Source organism: Acidobacteriota bacterium, from assembly GCA_026393675.1.
Taxonomy (GTDB): domain Bacteria; phylum Acidobacteriota; class Vicinamibacteria; order Vicinamibacterales; family JAKQTR01; genus JBAXOX01.
The window spans coordinates 216,464-236,839 of record JAPKZQ010000003.1 but is presented as its reverse complement, the minus strand read 5'-3'; the positions used below and the strand labels follow the sequence as shown (position 1 = coordinate 236,839).

The 20,376-nt window shown below is 64.7% G+C and carries 17 protein-coding genes; 8 read left to right on the top strand and 9 right to left on the bottom strand.

The features are described from left to right. The first annotated feature begins 214 nt into the window (after nt 1-214). On the top strand, nt 215-550 hold the full coding sequence (locus tag NT151_01485) for an AtpZ/AtpI family protein (GenBank protein MCX6537597.1): 336 nt from the start codon (nt 215-217) through the stop codon (nt 548-550). 8 nt (nt 551-558) lie between these two features. Then, a complete protein-coding gene (locus NT151_01480; GenBank protein MCX6537596.1) occupies nt 559-990 on the top strand; it encodes an ATP synthase subunit I in 432 nt (143 codons plus the stop codon). Here NT151_01480 and NT151_01475 read toward each other — a convergent pair. After that, nucleotides 972-2,309: a glycosyltransferase family 87 protein gene (locus NT151_01475; GenBank protein ID MCX6537595.1), complete on the bottom strand. Its 1,338-nt coding sequence runs from the start codon at nt 2,307-2,309 to the stop codon at nt 972-974. The genes NT151_01480 and NT151_01475 overlap by 19 nt on opposite strands. A gap of 192 nt (nt 2,310-2,501) precedes the next feature. Here NT151_01475 and NT151_01470 point away from each other — a divergent pair, with 192 nt between their 5' ends. Then, a complete protein-coding gene (locus tag NT151_01470) occupies nt 2,502-3,629 on the top strand; it encodes an SGNH/GDSL hydrolase family protein (protein ID MCX6537594.1) in 1,128 nt (375 codons plus the stop codon). A 60-nt stretch (nt 3,630-3,689) separates the two neighbouring features. On the opposite strand, the gene NT151_01465 is transcribed toward NT151_01470, so the two are convergent. From NT151_01465 to NT151_01455, 3 genes are read right to left on the bottom strand one after another with little or no spacing between them, the layout of a single operon-like run. Next, on the bottom strand, nt 3,690-5,555 hold the full coding sequence (locus tag NT151_01465) for a carbamoyltransferase (protein ID MCX6537593.1): 1,866 nt from the start codon (nt 5,553-5,555) through the stop codon (nt 3,690-3,692). Between the two features lie 16 nt (nt 5,556-5,571). Then, entirely contained in the window at nt 5,572-5,721 is a 150-nt protein-coding gene (locus tag NT151_01460) for a DUF5989 family protein (protein MCX6537592.1), read from the bottom strand. A 9-nt stretch (nt 5,722-5,730) separates the two neighbouring features. Continuing rightward, complete coding sequence (locus NT151_01455; protein ID MCX6537591.1) at nt 5,731-6,120, bottom strand: SxtJ family membrane protein; 390 nt, start codon at nt 6,118-6,120, stop codon at nt 5,731-5,733. A 259-nt stretch (nt 6,121-6,379) separates the two neighbouring features. On the opposite strand from NT151_01455, the gene atpB reads away from it, so the two are divergent. From atpB to NT151_01440, 3 genes are all read left to right on the top strand, one after another. After that, complete coding sequence (atpB, locus tag NT151_01450; protein ID MCX6537590.1) at nt 6,380-7,189, top strand: F0F1 ATP synthase subunit A; 810 nt, start codon at nt 6,380-6,382, stop codon at nt 7,187-7,189. A 37-nt stretch (nt 7,190-7,226) separates the two neighbouring features. Beyond that, nucleotides 7,227-7,574: an ATP synthase F0 subunit C gene (locus NT151_01445; protein MCX6537589.1), complete on the top strand. Its 348-nt coding sequence runs from the start codon at nt 7,227-7,229 to the stop codon at nt 7,572-7,574. 81 nt (nt 7,575-7,655) lie between these two features. Next, nucleotides 7,656-8,570: a DMT family transporter gene (locus NT151_01440; protein MCX6537588.1), complete on the top strand. Its 915-nt coding sequence runs from the start codon at nt 7,656-7,658 to the stop codon at nt 8,568-8,570. A gap of 39 nt (nt 8,571-8,609) precedes the next feature. Here the strand turns inward: NT151_01440 and NT151_01435 are convergent, their stop codons facing one another. Then, on the bottom strand, nt 8,610-9,809 hold the full coding sequence (locus tag NT151_01435) for an SGNH/GDSL hydrolase family protein (GenBank protein ID MCX6537587.1): 1,200 nt from the start codon (nt 9,807-9,809) through the stop codon (nt 8,610-8,612). Nucleotides 9,810-9,823: 14 nt separating this feature from the next. After that, nucleotides 9,824-11,200, bottom strand: coding sequence for a hypothetical protein (locus NT151_01430; protein ID MCX6537586.1), 1,377 nt, complete (start codon nt 11,198-11,200; stop codon nt 9,824-9,826). A gap of 155 nt (nt 11,201-11,355) precedes the next feature. Here NT151_01430 and NT151_01425 point away from each other — a divergent pair, with 155 nt between their 5' ends. Both NT151_01425 and NT151_01420 read left to right on the top strand, forming a co-directional pair. Further along, the gene (locus NT151_01425; protein MCX6537585.1) at nt 11,356-12,999 is read left to right on the top strand and encodes a glycosyltransferase family 39 protein; all 1,644 of its coding nucleotides are present in this window, start codon (nt 11,356-11,358) and stop codon (nt 12,997-12,999) included. Continuing rightward, entirely contained in the window at nt 12,996-14,870 is a 1,875-nt protein-coding gene (locus tag NT151_01420; protein MCX6537584.1) for a hypothetical protein, read from the top strand. The genes NT151_01425 and NT151_01420 overlap by 4 nt, the downstream gene beginning before the upstream one ends. Nucleotides 14,871-14,964: 94 nt before the next feature. Here the strand turns inward: NT151_01420 and NT151_01415 are convergent, their stop codons facing one another. The 3 genes from NT151_01415 to NT151_01405 form a co-directional block, all read right to left on the bottom strand. Then, nucleotides 14,965-16,191 carry a hypothetical protein gene (locus NT151_01415; GenBank protein MCX6537583.1) on the bottom strand — a complete coding sequence of 409 codons (1,227 nt, stop codon included), beginning with the start codon at nt 16,189-16,191 and terminating at the stop codon, nt 14,965-14,967. A 144-nt stretch (nt 16,192-16,335) separates the two neighbouring features. After that, nucleotides 16,336-18,009 carry a glycosyltransferase family 39 protein gene (locus NT151_01410; protein MCX6537582.1) on the bottom strand — a complete coding sequence of 558 codons (1,674 nt, stop codon included), beginning with the start codon at nt 18,007-18,009 and terminating at the stop codon, nt 16,336-16,338. Between the two features lie 31 nt (nt 18,010-18,040). Continuing rightward, on the bottom strand, nt 18,041-20,167 hold the full coding sequence (locus NT151_01405; protein MCX6537581.1) for a dehydrogenase E1 component subunit alpha/beta: 2,127 nt from the start codon (nt 20,165-20,167) through the stop codon (nt 18,041-18,043). Nucleotides 20,168-20,376 lie beyond the last annotated feature (209 nt).

Here is a 20,376-nt window from a genome sequence, read left to right as displayed (position 1 = left end):
TCTGGTCGACGCCTACGCTGCTGCGCGTCACCCCTCATCGAGGTGACACCACCAACTGGAGAGCTGGATGCGGGAGAACCGCCCGTCCAGTTCGGAGGGAGGGGGGGACGAACACAATCGTCTCTCCCTACCCCTATCGGGTAGTCCGTCTGCGGGATTCGCCTGTCTCTGTTTCCTTCACCCCTGCCCCTGGGTCATACTCAGGCCAACCGGCATGGCATTCCGATCCACAAAAACCTCAGGCGAAGCATTACGCGCAGCCGGCGCGCTCAGTACCGTCGGGCTGGCGTTCGTGCTAGCGCTGGTCATGGGGTTCTGGATTGGCGACAGGCTCGACCGATGGCTCGGCACTGCGCCGCTTCTGACGCTCGTTTTCTTCTTTCTCGGGCTGGCTGCCGGGATCGTCAACGTGTACCGAATCGTGTCCCAGTCGTATCCGCGAGGGAATCCGCCACGCGCGCCGGCGGATGGAGCCAACATGCCAGCAGCGCCGCCCATCGTCGGTGATGTCGACACACCCGCCGATGAGGACCGCGGAGCTGGTTCCTAGGACCCACCGTGCCTGCACACCAGGAACACGATCCGACGCTTCGGCGAATCCTTCGAAACTCGGCAGGGATCGCCGCTGTCGTGGCGATCGCAGCGCTTGTACTGGACCGCGGCCGGCCGGAAGGCGCACTCGGCGTACTGGCCGGCACAGGTGTGATGGCATTCAGCTATCGCGTGATCCGGCAAAGCGTCGATGCCCGGGCGAGCAAAGCGCTAAACGTTGAAGCACGAAAAGACGAGGCGGGCAGACCGGGGCTTGCCGGTGCGGCGTGGACGCTGACGAAGTACGTGACCCGGTACGGCGTGATCGCCGTCGCAGCGTGGGTAGCCCTCGTACCCCTCCGCGCGAACCCAGTCTGGTTGTTTGCCGGCGTCTCGGTCCCGGTAGCGGCCATCGTCATTGAGGCCGTTCTGATCAGACGTCAGGGGCGTCCCACCTGACGCGATGAGTCGGTCCACGACGGTCGGCCGAGCCCTTCCCGGGCGAGCCACACCAGGCCAGCGATGAACAAGCCAAGCGTGGGCAGAGGCTTGGCCCATTGCACGAACGCACGCTGACCGAACGTCCACAGTTTCGGGTTGGCCTCAAACAGGGCGTAGGGCGTTGGCAGCGCCAGCAGCACGAGACAACCAGCGGTCAACCAGGCGCATGTGCGGCTGAATCTCGCCTCAGCCGGATCCGTGTCCATTGATGCCAGACTGTGCCGTGCCATCGCGACGACGAGCAGCCCACCCGCGACGATGGCTCCGCTCATGTGGTGCTCCCAAATCTGGTACGAGGCCAGGTATTCGGCCAGCAGCAACACAGCGACTTCTGCGTAGCACGCCTGGCGGCGAGCCAGCAGCACGACCCAGGCCGCGATGCCGACCCAGAGCAGCAGTCCCGCTGCAATCACCATCGACCACAGGTCCCGAGTCCACACGATTCCCAGACGTTCGAGTGTGAAAAACAACGCCGCCATGAATCCGAAGTTCCCCGGATTCGGCATCTCGACGGCGTTCGCGTCCCGGAAGTCGTACCAGGTGCCGGGGTCGGACACGAACAGCGGAATCGTCAGCAGCGCGACGCCGCCCACGACGGCGGCGAGCCAGTTCCAGGATGAGCGACGCCGAACCCAGGCGACCAGAGTGACGGCGGGAAACAGCTTCAACACGATGGAGACAACCATCAAGGCCGCCGAGGCCACACGGTTCACGTTCCACCGCGCTGATGGCTGGCCGCGCTCCGACAACCACAGGCTGAGCGCAAGCATGGCTGTGGCCACGAACGTGAACTGCCCCATGTGCAATTCGAGCGCAAACGGGGTGCTCAGCACGATCGTCAACCACGCCAGGAAGCCCGGTCCTGTTGCCCGCAGGCGCCCGAACACGACGACGATCAGTAGCCAGCAGAGTGCGTCGGTCGCGATGACCCAGACGCGATACGCGGTGAGCGGCGGCAACCACGTCACCGCCCGACCGAGCGTGTCCGCCACGATCGGGAGGTAGCGGAACTCGAAGTAGTAGGGCGTGGTGGGCCTGACCTCGCGCTGCCGGTAGACCGAGGTGCCGGTGCCGGCATTGACGCCCGCATGATAGACGCAGAAGAAGTCCACGCCAGGTCCCACCATCCGCGTGCTGTCGTGATAGAGGCGCGACGACAGGAACATCGGGACATCGGCCTGTTTCTGGACGTCCAGCGGCTGCCGCACGATGCTGGCGACGACCAGCAGGTGGAGGGCTGCCGCGGATATGGAGATGATGGTCTTGACGGATTTCACCAGAATCGGCCCGTGGAAGCCCGAGCTTAGCCGACGCCAAAAGCGGCTGTCAATGCGCCGGGACGTTGCATGTCGCGGGGACGCTGCACCGGACGCTCCGCAAGGGAAGGTGCGCCCTCATCATTATGACGCTCGCGACCAGGCCATTATAATAGACCGCTCCGGACCCTACACGCCGAGATCGTCCTCCCGATGACGAGAACAAAGAACTGGCTGGTCAATGTCGGCATCGTCGCGGCGAGCAGTCTCGCCATGCTGGCTCTCTGTGAACTCATCTTGAGAATTCACAATCCGTTGACCAGTACGGTCGTCGGTGGACGCGTGACGCTTCGGACGAACGTGACGACTCAGGTTCGTCTGCCGCCCTATCCCGGACTCGATTCGCTCATTACGATCCGGCGCAACTCGCTTGGATTCCGCGGAGCCGATCCGCCAGCCCGCTTGGATTCCGCATTGTCCATCGTTGCCATCGGCGGCAGCACGACCGAGTCGGCCCATATCACCGAGGGCCGCACCTGGGCGGACCAGCTCGCGCAGCTGCTGTCGGCCAGTTTCAGGCCGTTCTGGCTGAACAACGCGGGATTGAGCGGCCACTCCACTTTCGGCAATCTGATCCTCGTCAACGACTACGTCGTGCCGCTGAAGCCGAAGGTCGTGCTGTACCTGGTTGGCATCAACGATATCGGCCGCGCCGATCTCAATCAGTGGGATCGCTCGATGGTTGACGCGGATGTCGTCAGGCGCATCGAGCCCTACAGTAAGGTCCTCCAGGCAGTGCTCACGTTGTGGCGCACCTACCAGGCACGCCGTGTCGGATTGGGCCACGCCTACTTCGACTTTCAACACGCGCGCCAGATCGTCTCGTCGCCCGACACCGTCGCCACGAAGAGGGCAGAGGCCACTGTCGCGCTCGTGGCATTCGAGAGGCGTGTGCGCGAATTGGTGACCTTGGCGCGACAGGCGGGCATCCAGCCGGTGCTCCTGACGCAGACGACGGTGCTGGGTCGTGGTCTGGACGACGTGACCGGGACCGACCTGCGGCGTATCCCGTTTAGCGATGATGTGGACGGCGAGCTGTATTGGTCGATCCTGGAGCGGTACAACGATGTGCTGCGGCGGGTTGGCGCGGAGACACACAGCAAGGTTGTCGACTTGGCGGCCGGGTTCCCGCACTCGAGCCGGTACTACTTCGACCTGATCCACTATAACGTCGAGGGATCCACCGAAGCGGCGCGGGAGATCTACACCGAGCTATGCCCGTACCTGGCGCAGCAATTCCCCTCGTATCAGATGTCCGCGTGTTCGTCCTGGGGCCGCTGACAGGTGCCCGGATGCATGGCCTGAGGACCCGGGGCCTCAGCACCTTCGTTGGCGACCGTACTAGTCGACGCCGTACGCGCCCAGGTACTTCCGGCGGTCCTCCTCGGACCACGGTTTCTGCGCCGCCTTGTCGAACACGAAATCCTCGATCACGAGCGCGTCCATCTCCGTCGTCATGAAGCACCGGTACGCATCGGTCGGCGTGCAGACAATGGGCTCGCCCCGCACGTTGAAGCTCGTGTTGACGATGACGCCGTACCCCGTTCGGCGGCGGAACGCGTTGATCAGCCGCCAGTAGCGCTCGTGCGTGGCGCGGCTCACGCTCTGGATGCGGGCCGAGTAGTCGACGTGCGTGATCGCCGGCAGGTCGGAGCGTTGGAAGTAGAGCCGTTCATAGAGCGGCCGTGACGCGTAGTTCTCTGGAAGAGGATGGCAGCGACGTTCGGCAACCGGCGCTACCAGCAGCATGTAGGGCGACGGCCGGTCCAGATCGAAGTACTCGCTGATGCATTCCTCCAAGACCGACGGCGCAAACGGCCGGAATCCCTCCCGGTACTTGATCTTGAGATTCATGCGGCGCTGCATCTCGGGATTGCGGGCATCGCCGACGATGCTGCGGCTCCCGAGGGCGCGCGGGCCGTACTCCATCCGTCCCTGGAACCATCCGACGACCTTGCCTGCGTCAATCAGGGCGGCCACGTGATCGCAGAGCGCATCGACGTCATCAAACCGCGTCGACACCGCACCAAATCGGCGTGCCATGCGCTCGACATCGCTGGCGCCGAACGCGGGACCCAGATACGCGCCCTTCATCGCATCCGGGGTGACCGGGGTCTGGCGCGGCTGACCGTTGGTGATGTGCCACGCCGCCAGGGCCGCCCCGAGCGCGCCACCCGCGTCACCAGACGCCGGCTGGATCCAGATGTCGGTGAATGGGCCGCGCCTCAGCAGCTTGCCATTGGCGACGCAGTTGAGCGCGACGCCTCCGGCCAGCGTCAGGTGACGCGATCCGGTCAGGGCGTGCGCCGTGTCCGCCAGCTTGAAGACGATCTCTTCAGTCGCCTGCTGGATGGCCAGCGCGAGATTCATGTGGTGCGGAAGGATCTCATCATCCGTACCGCGTGGCGCAAAGCCGAACAACGCCTGCCACCGTTCGTTCCGGCACATCGTGAGGCCCGTGGCGTAGTTGAAGTACGCCATGTTCAGCAGAAACGATCCGTCGTCTCGGAGATCGACCAGTTCCGAGAAGATGGCGTCGCGCCAGGTCCGCACCTCAGCCGACGCGGGATCGCCGTACGGCGCCAGACCCATCAGCTTGTACTCACCAGAGTTGACGCGGAAGCCGAGGTAGGCCGTAAACGCGGAGTAGAGCAGGCCGAGCGAATGGGGAAACTCGAGCTCACGCAGGACCGTGATGTCGGCGCCGCGTCCGTGGCCGATGGTGGAGGTGGCCCATTCCCCGACACCGTCGAGCGTGAGGATCGCCGCCTCGTCGAACGGCGACGGGTAGAACGCGCTTGCGGCATGTGAGAGGTGGTGCTCGGGGAAAAGTACCTGCGGCGTGCCGAGTCCGAGCTTCAGAAACTCGCCGGCCAGCATCTCCCGCATGAAGAGCTTCTCCTTGATCCAGACCGGGATCGCCGACAGGAAACTCCGCAGCCCGGAAGGCGCAAAGCCGTGGTACGTCTCGAGCAGGCGCTCAAACTTCAGGAAGGGCTTGTCGTAGAACGCCACGCAGGTGATGTCGGACGCCGCCAGTCCCGCTTCATCGAGGACGTAGCGCGCCGCAAGGCGCGGAAACGAGGCGTCGTGCTTCTTGCGCGAGAACCGTTCTTCGTGTGCGGCGGCGATAATCTCGCCGTCCACCAGCATGGCGGCCGCGCTGTCATGGTAGAAGGCGGAGATCCCGAGTATCGCGTTGGGCATCGTCCTGGGCGGCGTCCTAGAACAGCGTGTAGATGAACGGCGCCACCGCGGTGCCGCCTGCCAGGAAGACGAGCGCACCGAAGAGCAGAAGCACCAGCATCATCGGCAGCAGCCAGTACTTCTTGCGTGTCCTGAGGAAGCCCCAGAGGTCTGTCAGAAACTGCATGGTCCCTCGCTAGTACGGACGGTCGATGTCCGCTGACGTGTAGTGGTGATCGCGCACGGTGAACACTGACTCCCGGCCGCGCCGCCACTGCCTCAGGCGCATCGAGTCCAGGCCGAGTGCCCGCCGCACCAGGCCGATGGGGGTCACCACGCCGAAGAACAGCACGGTCAGCAGGATCTTCGAGACAACCGCGCCCATCACTTCGGACAACCAGAACCAGACGACGGCGAAGGGCGTGAAGGCGGCCGGCCAGACCATGTCGACGACCAGTGCGGCGATGGCCGTCCATTCGAGCCACCGGGCGTGCGACCATCCGGCTCCAAGCAGGCAGAGCAGGACAAAGGCCATGCCTGCGTCGCGGGCCTTGTCCCGATCGATCGTTGCCCGTGCGTGTGCCATCTCTCAGCGGTTCCAGTTCCCCGTCTCACCAGCGCGAGACCAACCCGCGCCCTTCGCCAGCGTCTTCGCGCCGGCGTCTGGGGAGGCGAGCGTTCAGTATCTGCTATTTGCGCCGTCCGGCTCAATAGCCATGCGCTGGAGAACCAGGGCAAACGCTTTACTGACGGCCTGTTTATACGCTATTCTTCATTCTTTACGCGGCACTCCAGAACCGCGGCGGCAGGGCCGCTACGCGGGTTGACGTTATCCGATTTCGGCTATGGAAAAGCTCGAACACACGCTCTGGATCGTGCAGGCGGCCAACGCCCCGTTCGGTCCGCTGGTGAACAGCCTGCTTGGCCTTCTCGGATTCCATGTCGAGAACCCGTCGGCGCCCATCCCGAACTACATCGTGATGGTCTGTCTGATTGTGTTCGCCGTGGCGATTCTGGCCTTCGTCGTGAAGTCGCGGTTGAGCGTCGAGAATCCCGGCAAGCTGCAGATCATCTTCGAGGACATCGTCGGCGGTCTGGCCGAGATGCTCGACGTGATGGTGGGGCCGACAGGCCGCAGCTACCTGACGCTGGTTGGGACCATCGGGATCTTTATCCTGTTCGGCAACCTGATGGGGCTCATCCCCGGGTTGATGGCGCCGACCAGCAGCATCAACGTGACGCTGGGATGCGCGGTGACCGTCTGGGTGTACTACCACGCCCAGGGCATCAGGTCGCAGGGCATCGTGTCGTATCTCAAACACTTCGCGGTGCCGCCCGGCGCGCACTGGTCGCTGGCGATTGTCTGGCTGCCCATCGAAGTCATCAGCCATTTCTCGCGGGTGCTGTCGCTGTCGCTCCGGCTGTTTGGCAACATCTTCGGCGAGGAACTGGTCATCCTGATTCTGTTCAGCATCGTGCCGTTCCTGGTGCCGCTCCCGATGATGTTTCTGGGCATTATCACGGCCACGCTCCAGGCCTTCATCTTCGTCATGTTGACGATGATCTACCTCGGAGGTGCAGTGGCGGCCGAGCACGGACATGACGACGCACATGGACACGAGGCGGCCCACCACGCGGAACGCGTGGCGGCCTGAGAGTGATACCCTGGTAGTTATTGAGGAGGCTGTGGTTGTGAAGAAGCGATTTGCACTCGTTCTGCTGTTGTTGGTGGTGGCCATTGGTGTGGTGAGCCCGTTGTACGCGCAGGAGCCCACGACGGCGGCGGCGTCGAAGACCGTCGAGATCGTACGCTGGTCCATCATCACGGCCGGTTTCGCTCTGGCATTCGCGGCGGCCTTCGGCGCGCTGGCGCAGGGCAGGAGCATCAGCGCCGCCGTCGAGGCGATCGCCCGCAACCCCTCGGCGACCAACGACATCCGTGGCAACCTGATCCTGGGTCTCGTCCTGATCGAGTCGCTCGTGATCTACGTGCTGCTGATCTCGCTGATCCTGTTCTTCCTCAAGCCGTTCGGCGCCTAGTCTGGCGCGACTTCTCCGGTCCTCCGGCGGCGGGCTCCATCAGGTGGGCCCTCCGTCGGTATCCGACCGGATTGGTGCCCTGTGCGTCGCTGGTCTGCGCTGACGCCGTTTGACGGCCTGCTGCTCCTGATGGTGCTCATCTGGGGCGGCAACTTTAGCCTCGTCAAAGCGGCGCTCGCGGAGATTCCCCACCAGTCCTTCAACGCCCTTCGCCTGTGTATCGCGTCGGCGATCTTTCTCGTCGCTATTCTGGCGAAGGGCTGGCCATCGCTGTCTCGTCGCGACTGGTTCCGCCTCGCCCTGCTCGGGATCATCGGGCACTTCGTCTACCAACTGTGTTTCATGGGCGGCCTCGCTCGGACGACGGCCTCGAACAGTTCACTGCTGCTGGGCTGCTCGCCCGTTGCCGTCGCCCTGGCCAGCGCGCTCGCCGGGCACGAGAACGTGTCTCGGGTTCAGTGGGTCGGCGCCGGCCTGTCCGTGGCCGGCATCTACATGGTGGTCGGGACCGGGGCACAATTCGGAGGGGCGTCGCTCGCCGGGGATTTCCTGACCATGGGTGCCGTGGTGTGCTGGGCGGTTTACACCGTCGGGTCGCGAGCGCTACTGGACCGGCTCTCGCCGCTCGTGGTGACCGGATTGACGATGGCGATCGGAACGGCGCTCTATGTGCCCGCAGCGTTTTCGGAGCTGGTCCGGATTGACACGGGCCGGATCCACGCGTGGGTCTGGATGGCCGTCGTGCTCTCGTCCATCCTCGCCCTGAACGTGGCGTACCTGATCTGGTACACGTCCGTGCAGCGAATCGGCAATATCAGGACAGCGGTGTATTCGAACGTGACACCGCTGGTGGCGATGACGGTGGCCGCCGTATTTCTGGGCGAGCACATCACGTGGTCCAAGGCCGGCGGCGCGGCGGCCATCTTGCTCGGCGTGGTCATTACGCGCCGGACGACGCGCCAGCAACCAATAACGGATCCGCCAGCGGAAGAATAGGCGGCCACGACACCAGACGCACGGACATCGAAGGCACGGTCACCGACGGTCTGGCGGCTTACTGCCAGGCAACTGCGGGTTGATGAGCTTCTCAGCGACGATCCAATCGAACACGATCCGCGCCAGGATCCGGTTCGCCGACGCCCGCAGGTGGACGTCATCCGAAAAGTACTCGCCGGTCTTGGGCACCGCGGACTCGAAATCGAGGAAGGGCACGTGTGCCGCGTCCGCCACGGCCCGCGCCTCGGCGTTGAACTGGCGCATGCCGGCGGCCATCGAGTCGAGGTTCGGGTAGAAGCCGTCCTCGGCGCAGAAGATCTGCGGGTAATAGAGGAGCGCCTTGTCGGCGGGTGAGAGGTCGGGCGCGAACAGGAAGGGCTGCGAGGCGACCACCACGGTGTGGCCGTCGGCAAGGATGTTGCGCACGAGGCGCTGATAGTTGCGGCGAAAGATGGGCAGCGCCCGAAACGTTTGAACCGGGCGTGCCTGCAGACGGGCGGTCACCCTGGCAACGTTTGCGGCGTGATTGTCGTACGGCGTCGGTTCGTTGCCGAATCGGCGCTTGAGGTTGCGCCACAACAGCCACTCGCTGCCTAGCGGCCGGGGCGCCGCGGAGACGGCGTCGACATCCGGTCCGAGCAGGCGTGTATACGGTCCGAGGAAGTGTGAGTAGTCGGGCTTGAACGGACCATTCGCCCACCACGGCGGCGAGAAGCTTCGATAGAGGTCGTTGATGGCTTCGAAGACGACGACAAGGTCGGGCTCGAAGGGGCGAACGCGCAACTCGTAGTTCACCAGAAGGTGTGCGGTCGAATACCAGGCAACGCCCGCATTCTGGACTTCAATCGTCACACTCGGATACCGCTCGCGCAGCATCTGCTGGAGGTAGAACGGGTAGGTCTCCTGGTAGTCGTTGGCCACGCCCAGCGTCGTCGATCCACCAAGTGCGACGATGCGGAACGTTCCCGCTGGCTTCTCTTCCGTGATGGGATCGCCACGAAACCCACTGGCATTCACAGGTACCGAGTAGCCACCCAACACCTGCAGGAAAGGATGTGGCGGCCGCCGGCGCGCCTCACGATAGAGGCTCTGCGCGAATTGATCCCGGAGGATCAACTCGACGACGAAGAGAACCGTCGCGACCAGCACGGTCATGACGATGCCGAGTACGATCATGGCAATCAGCCGTCGCGCCCAACCGCTGTGCTTGCTCTGCGTCGAAATGCTCTGGCTTGTCATGGTCCGCGGCCGCCCTACTTCAGCAGGTGCCTGATAACCCGCATCGGCACGAGAAAGCGTTCAACCCAGAGCGCGTACCAGGTTTCAGGGTACGGCGCAAGCTTGGTCAGGCCAATCATGAAGATTTCGTAGTGGCCCAGCAGGAAGAGATTGGCTGTTGCGAGGATGATCGTCACGACACGTGAGACCGTGCCCCGGATGCCGTCGAGAGTCAGGAGCTCAGCCAGTCCCACCACGAAAATCGGGAAGCAGCTCAGATACCGGCGGGCGCCAAACGCTTCACCGGCCCACCAGTCGGCCACGGCGCCGTTGATGTAGGTGCTGGCCAGAAAGAACAGCGCGAGGGTGAAGACGAGGCGCGGCTGCTTCTTCCAGAGCGGAACGAGACCAGCGAGCCCCACGGCGGCCAGGGGTGTCCACGAAAAGAGGCCGTGGTCCGGAGAGAAGAGGACGGCGGTCACCTGTGACGCGGTCCAGCGCACGAACCCGGCGCCTTGCGGAATGGTGAGCGGCTGGCCGTAGAGCGCCTGCCACACGACCATCTGGGGCGTGAAGGCCACGAGGGCGGCGGCTCCGGCGACGGCCAGGCGCGACAACCAGAAACCGACGAGACCAGCGCGCGAGAACCGACCGGCCCGCGTGTGTACGACGATATCCACCAGAACTGTCGCCAGCAGCAATCCGTCCTGCCATCGGATGAGCGCCGTGAGACCCGCCAGCGCGCCGAGGGCAGCATAGCGGCGAAGATCGGTCCGATCGCGCGTGTTCCACCAGTAGAGCAGGAATGCACTCGCGCCCATCGCCGAAAGCGTGTGCGAATACGCCGGAGCGACGATGGCGTAGTAGATGAGTGGGCTGCCAACCAGCATGGCGAGCGTCGCGCCGAGCGCGGCTCGCGGCCCGTTCAGACTGCGCACGAACAGGAAGGCGAACCACGTCGCGAGGCCCGCCGCGGCCACTCCGCAAACATCGGGCACGAACTGGAGCGCGAGGCCGAAGCCGTCGGGCGAGTACGCGAGCCCAGCAAGCGAGAGCAGGTAAGTGGCTCCGGTGACGACCAGGAAGAGCGGCGCCCAGAGCAGTGCGGGTCCGACCGGCATGAAGTTGCGGACATGGCCGGTTGCCGTGCGCTCATATGTCACCGTGTAGCCCGGAGGCGGCACGGAAATCTTGAAATCGAGTGTGTAGAGCCCGTTGTAGTCGTTGGCGAAATCCAGGTCGTGATCGAAGACCGCCGACCGGAGCTGGACGTAGTAGTGGACGGCGTCGCCGCGGATGACGCGTGGACGAACGCCGCGGGCAAACAGGCCGGCAAAGTGCACCAGCGCCATCACGAGCGTGATGGCCAGCACGACCCTCGACGGATTGAGGTGCAGGCCTCGCAGGGTCACAATACTAGATCCAGGATGGCATCAGGGTGGCAGCGCGCAAGCCTCATGGCTCGAACCCGGTATCGTTACAGTATATATTCTACCGATACGCGATCCCGGGCTGACGCGCGCATGGTGTTGGCGCCCGAAATCACTTGAGCCATATCACGTTCTTCATGAGCCACGCCCCAGCAGGATACTTCCCGGACCGGTGGCTCGGACTCCTGGTCGCTGCGCTCGCGCTGACGGTGTACGTGGGCACGGCCGGCGGGAGCCTCGCGACAACTGACGCCGTGGCCGCCTACGACGTGACGCGCCAGATTGTCGAGCATGGAACGGTGGCGCTTTCGAGCGACGTCGTGGGCAACCTGGCGTATCTCGGCCCGGATGGCCGCCAGTATTCACCCTTCGGTCTCCTCCAATCCATCTGGAACGTGCCGTTTTACCTCGCCGGGCGCGCCGCGGCATCGGTGCTGCCCACGCGCTCTATCAGCATCGAGATGCTGACCAAGGCGTCGGTGGCACTTGGCAACGCGTGGGCGGCCGCGCTGGTGGTGTGGCTCACGTGGCTGCTCGCGGGATGGTTGAGCGGATCGGCTCGTACCGCAACGACGGCGGCCTGGATCACGGCATTTTCGTCAGCGCTCTGGCCGTACAGCAAGTTCGGCTTCAACGTGCCGCTGGCCGCGGCGCTGCTTCTGGCCGCGGTCTACTTCTCGCTGAAGGCCGCCGAGGCTGGCCATCCGCGGCACGGGTTGGCCGCCGGCCTCATGTGTGGTCTCGCGCTGCTGACGCGGCACGAACTGATACTGGCTGCCGTGCCGTCGATGGGCGTCATCCTATGGGCGCGCCTGGGCGATGCCCGGGGGCCGTACGGATCGGCGTCAGTCCCCGGTCGACGGATGCGTCGGTCGTACGGAGAGGCGATTCGGCTCGCATCGTGGTGGCTCGCCGGCCTTCTGCCCGCTATCGTCGTGTGGGGCTGGTACAACAACGTCCGATTCGGATCGCCCATCGAAACGGGCTATCTCAGGGACGACACGCTGGGCATGGGCGGCTCATTGGTCGAAGGTCTCTGGGGCCTGCTGTTGTCGCCCGGCGGGTCCATCATCCTCTACTCGCCCTGCGTCCTGGCTGCCGTTCCGGCGCTCGTGGCCTCGCGACGGCTGCATCCGCGGTTCGCGTGGATGACCACGGCGACGGCCGTCATCTTTACGCTGTTCTACGCGCAGCTTGGGAGTTGGGCCGGGGGCCGATCATACGGGCCGCGGTATCTTGTGCCTCTGCTGCCGTTGCTCATGGTAGCCGTCGCGCTGTGGCTGTCGCAGCTTACCGGTGGCGCGCGCCGTGCGCTGCTTGCGTTGTGCCTGACGAGCGCGGCCATCCAGGTGCCGGGCGTGCTGGTTGATTTTGCCAAGGTGCGCGTGAACTTCGCCAGGAGCGTGGGCGGGCCCTCGTACGAAGCGCGGATGCACGAGTGGTCGAATTGCCCGCTCGCGCTCAACGCAAAGGCGGCCGCCGCAGCCGTACCCACCGTAGCGAAACACCTGTTCGGGCTCGAGCCACGACCGGTAATTGAAAAGGGCGAGGGGGAGGCGAAGCGGGATTTCTCGCAGCAGTTCGCCTTCAGCCTCGACTTCTGGTGGATCTACCTCTTTTATCTACGGGTCATTCCGGCGTGGGTGGCGGTCCTGCTCGGACTGTGCTGGGCTGGTGCCTCGACGGCCCTGCTCATCGCCGCGTCCCGCTGTGCTACCCGATTCGATGCCGCGTGTGCTTCGTCCCCGCGCACACGATCCGAGGAGCCACGTCACTCGTGAACGCGCGATCCCGTCACATCGTCTGCGCGGCGGCCCTCATCGCAGTGGCGTACGTCCTGATCCGTACGGCCTGGCTCTGCGACGACGCGTTCATCACGTTCCGGGCGGTGGAGAACTTCATCAGCGGGATCGGCATGCGCTGGAATCCGGCCGAGCGCGTGCAGGTCTTCACGCACGCTCTCTGGTTCTTCTCGGTGTCGGCCGTTCGCACGGTGACGGGCGAGCTGTACCTGACGGTACTCGGCCTGTCGATGGCGTTGACGCTGGCGACGGTGGCCCTCCTGCTGTGGCGTCTTGCGGTGTCGGTGCCCATGGCGGTCTTCGCGGCCATCGCCCTGCTGGGCTCGCGCGCCTTTGTGGACTATTCCACCTCGGGCCTTGAGAACCCTCTCACGAACGTATTGCTGGTGATTTTCGTGCTGGTGTGGGGTCGGTCGTCGAAGGCCGGATCGACGACACGGTTGGCGTGGCTGTCGCTCCTGGCGGCGCTGCTCCTGATCAACCGCCTCGACACCGGCCTGCTCGTGCTGCCGGCCGTGGCGATCGAGGCCTGGCGGCTCCGCGGCCGCGCCATCGCGCCGGTGGTCGTCGGCATGCTCCCGTTCGCTGCCTGGGAAGCGTTCTCCATCGTCTACTACGGCTTCCCGCTGCCGAACACCGTGTACGCGAAGCTGCCGCCCAATGTGACCTTTGCTGACCTGTGGCCGCATGGTCTGATGTATCTGACTGACTCGTGGCAGCAGGATCCGATCGTGCTTCCAGTCATTGGGGCCGCCGTAGCTGTGACCATGCTCGTGAAGCGGCGCGACCTGCCGTTCGCGCTTGGCCTGATCCTCTCGCTGCTGTTCACCGTGGGCGTTGGCGGCGACTTCATGAGCGGACGCTTTTTCGCCGCGCCGTTCGTGATGGCCGTGGCGCTGCTGTCGCGCTACCCGATGTTCGAGAGCCGCCTGCTGGCGTGGGCTCCGGCGGTGGCTGCCCTGGGGCTTGGTGTGTTCTGTCCGCTTCCGCCGCTCCTGAGCACGAGCGCGTACGACGGCCGCTATGAACCGCCATCGGGCATCACCGACGAGCGGCGCTACTACTTTCAGAACTCCGGACTGATTCGCAAGACGGGGTTCAGCACCGGCATCGTCACGCGACGCCAGGCCAACGTCAAGCGCGTCGTCGATCGCGGCCAGAAGGTGGCCGTGACGATTTCGGTGGGCTTCGACGGCTACTACGCGAAGCAGCAGTTACACATCATCGATAGCGCGGGCTTGGCGGATCCGCTGATGGCCCGGCTTCCGACGAAGGTGCCGTGGCGAGTCGGCCACTACCTGCGGGCGACGCCTCCGGGCTACGGCGCGACGCTCGAGACCCAGGCCAACGTTATCGAGGATCCTGGCGTGGCGGCCTACTACGACAAGCTCGTACTGGTCACCCGTGGGCCGCTCTGGTCGGCCGATCGCTGGACGGCCATCGTCGATCTGAACCTCGGGCGAGCCACGTACCTCCTCGACGGTTACGCGCGCGGGTTTGTTGGCGTCCGGGCGTCGGCGGCGCTCGGCTACCGCCCGGCCGAATCAGGTCAGGACGCGAACGCCGCGACGGTATTCGACGCGGGCTTGACGCTCTTCCTCGACCGGCCGCACGCCATGCGCAAGGTGGAATTCAGACTCGACGCGGCGCACGACTACAAGGTGGTGTATCTGTCGAAGGGGCGCGAGAAATACACGGCGGACATCATGGTCACCTCATCGCCGGCGCCCGGTCTGGTTGAGTATCAGCACACGCTGCCGGATTCTGCGGGCGAGATCGATCAGATCCGGATTGTGCCTCAGCGCGGAAGTGGTCCTGGCAGACTGGCTCACTGGCGGGTGCTCGAATAGCCTCGCGAAGAAAATGGGGTCGGACCTAATTTCAAGAGTTGCCAACCTGCCTCGTTGAGGTTCCAAGAACTGAAATTAGGTCCGACCCCATTTTCTAGCGGGCGGCGGCGATCTCCCAACCAGCTTGGTCCATGCGCCGGACCACAGTCGCAAGCCAGAAGTACATCGCCACGGCTACCGCGGCCAGCGGCACCGTGACATCGATGCCCACGACGCGAGTGAAATCCAGGCCGTGTCCCGAGATGCCGTAGAACAGCAGCAGGTTGAGATTGGCAATGACGCCAACGGCCACGGCGACCTTCAGCCACTGGCGCCCGTACTGGAGCAGCGCGATGGCCAGGAAACTCGGCACGAACCAGTGGTTTTCGTGCACGCCGCTGCTGAGCGTCACGTAAGCGAGGAACCCGACCAGTGAGTACGCCAGCGTGCGTTCGGTCGCCACCGGGCCATTCACATACCGATGGAGCAGGACGAGAAACTGCCAGGCGAACAGGAGCTTGAAGGGCAGCCTGAGCCACAGTGGCGCGCTTGGAATGCCCACAACCTGGCCCGTCAACCCGGCCATGCCATGCGTGACCGCCTGCTGAATCCACGTGGCAATCCACGGCAAGTTGAGCGTGTCGCCGCTCAGCGCCCGATGCCCGAGGCTCTTGGCGAACGCGCGGAAGAACGGGTACGGGTCAAACACCGCGATCGCGACGACGAGCAGCAGCACCGACGGCACGAGCATCGCGAGAAATCGGCGCACGTTCTCTGATGAAGGTGGCCAGCACGCGCGGCCGACGTGCAGGAGCAGAAACGGCCCGATGAGGAGCGGTTGCCACTTGACGAGGCACGCCACCGTGAACCACGTGACGGCCGCCGTCGGTCTCGACTGCTGCAGCGCCCAGAGGCTGAGGATGAGCGGTGGCACGGCGTAAATATCAAGATAGCCCATGCCCACCGCGTTCAGGACGAACACCGACCACAATCCCAGCGTGAGCGAGGCGCGATTGACCCACCCGAAGAAGAGGATCAGGGTGGCTGCCAGGAAGATCACGAGCGACAACTTGATGGCGGTCGCAACGGGAAGCCCCGCGGCGTTCCCGGCGTGGCCGGTCACCCAGAGGACGGCATCCGACAACGGTGGGTAGTCGTTGTTGTTCTCGCGAAACCCCGCCACGACGCCGAGACGCAGGGCATTGCCGGTCCAGCGTTCCCAGATCTTCATGTCGCCGGTGCCGCGGGCCGTGAAGAGCAGCGCCGTGACCACTACCAGGGCGGCGACGCTGCTGGCCATCAGGATGGTCCAGCCATGTCCGGTTCTCGACATGAGGCTCATGCGGTGCTCAGCCTACCATGATGGATGCGAGCAGAGTGGGCGCGGGGGGGGGGCCTCACCGGAATCCACTTGTCTCGACGGGCAACCCGGGGTCTGACGACCCCGGGCTCCATCATGAAAGACACGGGGCGGTCGTCAGCGCGGTCAACTACGGCCGGCGCGGCCGACGACGACCTCTATCTCCGTCGATCCGGCGATGTCGATCGATCGACCTGCGCCCGACACCAGTCGCACCTCGATGAACACCAGCCTGGCGGGCGTGCTGATACCGACGCGTTCGGTCTTGCCGGGAGCCCACCGGACCATTGGCTGACGCACGCCGTCCACCCGAACTTCGATCCAGGTTCCGGTCTCGCCAGTCGGCTGGCGGCTATCGGGTGTCAGTGCCAACTCGACGCGTCCTCCGTCGGTGAACGTACTGAAGCCGGCTTCTCGTGACATGTGTCCCAACTGCGGCCCGTCGACGGCCACGGCCTTGAACCTGATGCCGTAGTCGGCGCGGCCCCAAGCTGTCAGTGGCACCGACAGTCCAACTGGGATGGCGATGATGGCGGCGCAGACGATCGCCAGCACCATCGCGCCACGATTCGGCCGGCGCCAGCCTCCGGCGAGCACGACGGATGCCCCAAGCATGAGCTGTGGAAGAAACGACGCCGTGTATCGCCCCCCGCTCCAGAGGAAGGCAATCATCAGCGCGAGGGCAACGAGCGGCCAGAGGATGAGATACATCGCCTCACGCCGTCCTCTTGCGAGGGCGAAACCGATCGGCGACAACAACAGGATTGCGGCTGTCGGCAGATCGTAGACCAGATGTACCAACGCCTTCAGCGTCCACGCGCCCGCCGACGTCGCCAGCCGGGGCGCATCGACCTGCAGCCACTGGCCGCCCTTCAGATAGAAGAACGCGCGGGCCTGGCTGATCCGCCGCTGCGTTTCCTTGACCGGCGAGGCTACGAACGCCTTGGCCACCATGCTGAGCGATTCGACCATGCCCGGCCTGTGGGAATCCGGATGATCGGAGTAGGTCTCGACCACGGCGCGCACACCCTGCGTATCGACGAACACCCAGTGGTTCCACCGGGACGAGATGAAGAAGCTGTAGGGCAGGATGGTCAGAAACATTCCGACCAGCAGGGCCGTCGCCTGCCGGATCGCCGGGCGTCGACGAGGCGCCCACAGCACGTGCAATGCGGCCACCGGAGGCAGGTAATAGAGAGGCAGCGAACGCGTCAGCGCGGTCAGGCCGTACAGAAAACCAGCCAACGCAAACGCCCTCGGACGCCCCCCGGTCGCCACCAACTCCAGGTGCAGCGAGAAGGCTGCGAGCGAGAGTGGGATGAACAACGCCTCCTGCCCGAACATCGGAGTGGCGAAGTTCGGCAGGTAGAACATGTAGAGCGCGGTCGCGATCAGGCCCGTCTTTGATGAGTGGAGCCGCTGGCCGATCCTGAACATGGCGACGCCGCTGGCCACCGAGATCAGAACCTGGAAAATGGCCGCGTTCAACGGAAACCCGGAACGCCAGATGAGGGCGATGACGCACATCAACGCAGGGTAGAGCGGCGCCTTGAGGTACTGTCCGAACTGCACGACGTCCCTCAACCACATCCAACGGCCGGGATGATCGGCGACATAGGCCCCGGCGTACGCGTACCGGTCAAGGTCTCCCAGCGTGAATGGCGGGGACATCGCCAGAACCACAATCGGGATGAGCTTCAGCAGCAATCCCGCCGACAGGATGACGGCCAGCGCGCGGAGCGTCGCCCTCGAAGGCCGCTCCAGGCGGCCAGGGATTGAGGTGTCGGCGTCGGATGTCATCACGTCGAGAGTCTCCGCGACGGGTGCCACGCTAGTATCGAGCCGTTTCCTGGATGGCCGCGAGCACACTCGCGGCGTTTGGCAGGATCACGTCTTCGAGATCCGGACAATACGCGACGGGAGTATCGAGCGACGCGACTCGCCGGACGGGGGCATCCAGGTGCTGGAAATGATCCTGCGCGATCCGTGCGGCGATTTCCGCCCCGAATCCGCAGGTCAGCTGTTCTTCGTGCGCAATGACCACGCGGCTTGTTCGCGTCACCCATTCGCCGATGCTGGTCCAGTCGCAAGGCGCCAGCGTGCGCAGATCAACGACCGCCACGCTGATGCCGTCCTTCTCGGCCTGCTGGGCGGCGAGCAGCGACCGCTGCACGAGCGCGCCCCACGTGACGACCACCACGTCGGTGCCCTCGCGCTTCACGGCGGCCTTACCGAACGGGATGGTGTAGTCGCGACCGGGATACTCGCCCTTGTTGTACGTCTGCCGGTACAGGTGCTTGTGCTCCAGAAACATCACCGGATCGTCGCATCGGATCGCGGTCCGCAGCAACCCGGCGGCGTCCTGCGCGTTTGATGGATACACGATTCGAATGCCTGGCGAGTGGACGAAGATACTCTCCCCGGTCTGGCTGTGGTACGGGGCACCGCCGCGCAGATACCCACCGATCGGCACGCGCACCACCATCGGGCACGCCCACGTATTGCCGGATCGATAGCGCATCATCGCCATCTCGTCGCGCAACTGCTGCATGGCCGGCCAGATGTAGTCGAAGAACTGGATCTCAACCACCGGCTTGAATCCGCGAACGCTCATGCCCACCGCGCGGCCGATGATGTTCGCCTCGGCCAGCGGGGAATTGAACACCCGGTCGGCGCCGAACGTACGCTGCAGGCCATGCGTGACCTTGAACACGCCGCCCTTGCCCTGCACCTCCTCGAGACTGGCCCGGCGGCTGCAGTCGGCGACATCCTCGCCGAAGACGACGATGCGCGGATTGATCGCCATTTCGTCTTTCAGCGTGCGGTTGATGGCCGCCACCATCGTGACGGGTTTGCCGTCTGGCTGAAGCAGTGTGGCAAACGCCTCGGAGGCCGGATCGACGTCTGGCGAGAACACCCACAGCGCGGCCGTGTCCCTGGCGGGTTTGGCCGCGCCAAGCGCGCGCTTGGCGGCGTCGTTTATCTCACGCTCGACCTCGGCGTGGAGGGCATCGAACTCCTTTTCGGAGAGGAGGCCTTGTGTGCGGAGCAAGGCAGCCATCTTCCTGACCGGATCGCGCCGGGCTTCCTGTTCCCGCTCTTCAGGCGTCTTGTACAACCGCTCATCGTCAGACAACGAGTGGGAGTACGGGCGGATGACCGACGCGTGAACCAGAGCCGGGCCGCGGCGCGCGCGCGCATAGGCCACCGCCTCGGACATCGCCCGAAAGCTGTCGCCGAAGTCGGTGCCATCGGCCGTGGCGACCAACAGGTTGGGGAAGTGACTCACGAGTCGGGAAATGCTGCCGCCCGGGGTCTGGACTTCGACCGGCACCGAAATGGCCCACCCGTTGTCCTCGACCAGGTAGACCACTGGCAGGCGCAGGCTGCAGGCTGTGTTCAGGGATTCCCAGAACTCACCTTCGCTCGTCGTGCCGTCTCCGATCGAGACGTACGCGACCTCATCTGTCTTGAATCGCCGCTCGCCATCGTCGATGCCCGGAAGCGTGGCGTACATCAGGCCCGCCTGCGCACAGCCAACCGCATGGAGGCACTGCGATCCGGTGGCGCTGCCCTGCGAGACGATGTTCAGCCTGGCGCTGCCCCAGTGCGAGGGCATCTGGCGTCCGCCCGAGGCCGGGTCGTCGGCCGCAGCGACTGCCTGGAGGAACATTTCGTACGGGGAGACGCCAAGGACCAGGCAGAGTGCCCGGTCGCGATAGTACGGAAAGAACCAGTCGTGGGCAGGCTTGAGGCAGAGACCGGCCGCCACCAGTACTGCCTCGTGTCCAGCGCCGCTGATCTGGAAGAAGATCTGGCTCTGGTTCTTGAGCTGGATTTCCTTGTCGTCGATCTTCCGCGACAAGTACATCGTGCGGTACGCCTGCCGCAGCACATCCGGTCCCGGTTGTGGCATCTGGAGGGCTGGTGCGCCTGTCGCATCAGCCAGGGGCTGCATCTCCATCATGGGTCCTCACGGGGGCGCCAGCCGGCGACTGCCGGAGAAGTCAGCCCGCCACATCGACTCTGATCGTGACTCACGGAAAGTCTAATTATATCATCGGGTTCCGGGTGCTATGATTGCGCCCGACCGGTGGTGGCCAGGGCCCCCGACGCGGCAGCCGCGTTGGGGTGGTGACCGGTGGTGGCCGGGACGTGGATCGCCAA